Genomic DNA, 4,466 nt, shown 5'->3' with positions numbered 1-4,466 from the left:
GCTTCTGCGCTTCGTACTCCGCCTGAGATATGCTGGGATCACGTTCATATTCTTCAAGCCTGATATTCGCGTATTCAATATTCAGCTTTGCGTTTTCCCTTGTGCTTTCAAGTATGCTGATATCGTTCTGATATGCCTTGTCGATGTCTATTATGGTCAGTATATACGGGTGGATATTTCCTGCGTACTGCTCCATATCTATATCAGATATATCCTCGCCGTTCCTTATCATGGTATATACCTTCTTCTGTGCATCAAGAACGCTTTTTTGACTATTCAGACTTTCAGCATCGATATCAAGGCTCTGGGTATCGAGCTCTATGAGCACATCGCCGTAATTGACATAAGCCCCTTCCTCAACGTTTATCGACTTCACCGCACCTCCCGAGTATGAGCTGAGGGAGCAGATATTTCCCACCGGCTGTATAGTTCCACTGGAGGTAACGACTATATCTGTTTTTGAAAGGCAAGCCCATACTACAGCCACTATGAGAAGCGAAAATACTCCCAATATTATCACGGTCCCTGCCTTGTGCGCAGGTCTTTCTATTATCTCCAGCATAGAAGGCATGAAGTCATATTGCAGATCACTATCGTGCTTGCTGCTGTGCTTTAAGACATAATCTGTACGCCTATTATCCATCTACCTCACCCCTTTGCTGCTGATCGTAGAGATAAGCGTAAAGCCCGTTCTGCTCCATGAGCTTCTCATGGGTGTCGTACTCCACAAGCTGTCCCTTGTCTATCGCCATTATCTTCTGTGCGTCCTTGAGCGTCGATAGTCTGTGAGCGATAATGATGACCGTTCTGTTGCAGCATATCTCCTTGAGGTTGCTCTGTATTATGCTTTCCGACTCATAATCAAGGGCAGACGTTGCCTCGTCAAATATAAGTATCCTCGGATCATTTAGAATAGCTCTTGCGATAGCTATTCTCTGCTTCTGACCGCCGGATAGTCCCATGCCCTTTTCGCCGATGACTGTATCATAGCCGTTGGGTAGCTCGAGTATAAAGTCGTGGGCTCCTGCGATTTTTGCACACTTTATTATCTGCTCCATTGACGCTGTCGGACAGTGTATAGATATATTATCCGCAACAGTGCCATTGAACATGAAGTTCTCCTGTAACACCACACCTATCTGCTTTCTCAGCATTGACGGGTTAACAAGGGATATATCCATACCGTCTACGGATATCTTTCCCTCCTCCGGTATATACAGTCTCTGTATTAGCTTGGATATAGTACTCTTTCCCGAGCCGCTGCGTCCTACTACTCCCACTACCGAGCCGGGCTCTATCTCAAAGCTCATGCCCCTGATGACCTCAGCTCCCTGCGGATCGTAACGAAAATGCACATTGTCGAAAGCTATCCTTCCTTCAAGTTTCGGAAGAGAGGTTATATTCGTATTTAGAACAGGCTCTGGAGCTGTGTTGAATATATCTCCTATACGCTTCACTGAAAGCGAGGCCTGCTGGTATTCTTGCCAAAGCTGCACGAGCCTGAGCACAGGTCCGCTTACTCTTCCAGACAGCATACGAAAGGCAACGAGCTGTCCCACTGTGAAATTTCCGTCCATGACAGCCTTTGCTCCAAAGAAAAGTATCAGCAGGTCGAATACCTTCTGTATGAACTGACCTGTTGTGCCGGCGGTTGCAGATACCATCGATGTTCTATAGCTTGCTTTTACGTAGTCCGCCTGTAATTCCCCCCACTTTTTCTCGAATTTTGGCTCAAGAGCATAGGATTTTACCGTCTGTACTCCCGTTATTGATTCCACAAGGAAGGACTGAGTATTGGCGCCTGTCTCGAACTTTTCGTCAAGTCTCTTCTTGAAGAGAGGCGTTACTATCGCTGAAAGTATGGCATAGACAGGTACCGAAAAGAGGACAATTACCGTCAGCATTCTGCTGTACATGAACAGAACCACTATGTATACGATAATGAACACAAGGTCTATCATGGACGAAAGAGGGGTTCCAGTAAGGAAGCTCCTAATGCTGTCAAGCTCCCTCACTCTTGCGACAGTCTCACCGACTCTGCGAGACTCAAAATATTTAAGTGGCAGAGCAAAAAGATGTCTGAACAGCTTATAGCTTAGCATTACGTCTATGCGATTGGTCGTGTGAGTAAAAACATAGTTCTTTGCAAGTCCGAGGACAAGCTCATATATATAAACTATGGCTATGCCTATAGTAAGAACATTCAGAGTTGACATACTCCTGTGTACGAGTACCTTATCGACTACAACCTGTGTCATCACAGGAGTGAGTATACCAAGTATCTGCACAGTGAATACCGCCATCAGTACCTGTATGAACTCTTTCTTGAATTTAAGTATGGTTGGTATGAACCACTTGAAGCTGAAAGCAGCCTCTCTGTCGATAATACCCTTTTTATTGATTATAACGGCTGTTCCATCCCATATCCTTTGCAGGTCTATCCTTGTTCTTACCTCCGGCTTTGTCTTATCCGCAAAGAGTATCATGAATTTATCACCCTGAGACTTTGCGATTATGAAAAATTCACCGTTATAGCCCTTTGCAATGATAGGCAAATTAACATCCTTAAGCTTTTCTATTTTCAGTCTGCAAAGCTTTGCATTCATTTTCAGCGCCTTTGCAGACTGTATTATCTCTATCTCTCCCGTCTTCTGCCCGGGATCGAGCACCGAAAGGTTTTCTGCCTGTTCCTTTGTTATTGGTATACCGTGGAACTTCATCACTATCATAAAACAGGACAGTCCGCTATCTTGTTTTTTTGTCATATTCCACCCTCCGTTTTAATCGAGTAGGAGGCGGCGATGACGCCGCCGATCTCTCAGTCGAGTAACCCAGTGGATTTTCACCGCAAGGCTCTCACAGAACCGTGCGTGAAGCTCTCACTTCACACAGCTCTTCATATTCCCATTATGGTTTCCAAGCCGAGAGCCCAATGTGCAAACATGTTGAGCTCTCTTTTTGCTAACTCTTGAAGCCATGTTTTGGCTTTGATTTTATGCCCTCTGAACCTTTTGAATTTGTGCCTGACCCATCGACAAAGTCTTTCATTCAGGCATTGCATAGTGCATTTGACTGCTGACTTACAATAACTCATGAAATAATTAAGCCATCCTCTGACTATAGTATTGATTTGTTCAGCCCAGAGGTTTGCTTACAGCTTCCTTCAGATTCCGCCTCACGGCGGACACCTTTGCTGTTCGGCTATACACTTCCCACTATTTGGGCGTGTTCGAGACTTTCACCCGTTAGATTGTGCCCATGTCGGGCAAACCGAAAAAAGGTGCAGCAGTTTTCACTGCTGCACGATCTTATTACGCATTGAACTTACTTCAAAGATGCGTCAGCAAGGAACTGATCCAATGCCGAAGTATCTGCTGTGATATCGCCGATATTTATACCGTCGTATATCTTGCTGTCGTTACTGAATGCCGACATATTCTCTGCAAGCACCATTGCCTGTATATCTGTCATATCTGCAATGTCTTCGCTTTCGCCGCCTAAGCTTACGCTATCTGTTACATCTGCAAGAACTGTATCATTCTCTGTATACCAGCTGTCTGATATAAAGTCCTCGTAAAGGTCGGTAAGATACTCCGCGCCTTTCTGCTCGGGAGCTTTTTCATCATTCTCGATGTATCCTGTAAGATCAGCATATGTAAGAACTGTTCCGTCAGCAAACATGAAGTACTCTACTATTGAATCTTTTCTGTCATACTGGTTTACTATCCTTATGCTGTCACCAACAGGACCTACATTTAGTATCATATCCCCTTTATCCTTGGATATCCTGATGTCGCTCGGAGCTATGCCCTCGCCGAATACAATAGCGTCAGCCGGTGAGTCGCTCATATCTTCGTCGATAGTATCCTGACCGTCGCCAAGGTTGAATATGTATTTGTCATTTCCAGTACCGCCTGACAGGAAATCATTACCTGTTCTGCCTGCCAGCGTATCATCTCCTTCTCCGGCATAGAGGGTGTCATCACTGTCTCCTCCGATAAGATTGTTATTCTTTGTACCGAAGGTTGACGGGAAATCATTTACTTCGCCGTCTCCTGTAATATCAAGAGGAGTATCGAAAAGCTCCTGCGCTGTAAGAACTGTTCCGTCAGCAAACATGAAGTATTCAACTATTGACTCTTCTCTGTTGTACTGTTTTACTATCCTTATGCTGTCACCGTTATGACCTACGTTAAGTATCATATCCTCTTTATCCTTGGATATCCTGATGTCGCTCGGAGCTATTCCCTCTCCGAATACAACAGCGTCAGCCGGTGAGTCGCTGCTTTCTTCGTCTATGATATCCTGACCGTCGCCAAGGTTGAATATGTATTTGTCATTTCCAGTACCGCCTGACAGAAGATCATTTCCTGCGCCGCCTGTGAGAGTATCGTTTCCTTCACCGGCATGGAGGCTATCGTCGTTGTCTCCACCGATAAGGTTATTATCCTTTATGCCGAATTCTG

General features: G+C 45.0%; 4 protein-coding genes. All 4 read right to left on the bottom strand.

The annotated features are described in order from the left end of the window. Window positions 1-643, bottom strand: a 643-nt coding sequence (locus tag J6U00_RS12280) for an efflux RND transporter periplasmic adaptor subunit (protein WP_296582263.1), incomplete at its 3' end; no start/stop codon positions are given. Then, window positions 636-2,765 carry a type I secretion system permease/ATPase gene (locus J6U00_RS12275; protein ID WP_296582261.1) on the bottom strand — a complete coding sequence of 710 codons (2,130 nt, stop codon included), beginning with the start codon at window positions 2,763-2,765 and terminating at the stop codon, window positions 636-638. The genes J6U00_RS12275 and J6U00_RS12280, both read right to left, overlap by 8 nt. Before the next feature lie 131 nt (window positions 2,766-2,896). Next, a complete protein-coding gene (locus J6U00_RS15210; RefSeq protein ID WP_365718985.1) occupies window positions 2,897-3,130 on the bottom strand; it encodes a group II intron maturase-specific domain-containing protein in 234 nt (77 codons plus the stop codon). 194 nt (window positions 3,131-3,324) lie between these two features. Next, window positions 3,325-4,466 (bottom strand): calcium-binding protein (locus tag J6U00_RS12270; protein WP_296582258.1); only part of this gene is annotated, 1,142 nt, incomplete at its 5' end.

The organism is Ruminococcus sp. (assembly GCF_017650195.1).
Classification (GTDB): Bacteria; Bacillota; Clostridia; order Oscillospirales; family Ruminococcaceae; genus Ruminococcus.
The sequence above is the reverse complement of the archived record's forward strand: the minus strand, read 5'-3'. Positions and strand labels throughout refer to the sequence as shown.

Coding starts and splice junctions, on each gene's coding strand:
- J6U00_RS12275 (WP_296582261.1), bottom strand. CDS start 2,765: ATGACAAAAAAACAAGATAGCGGACTGTCCTGTTTTATGATAGTGATG.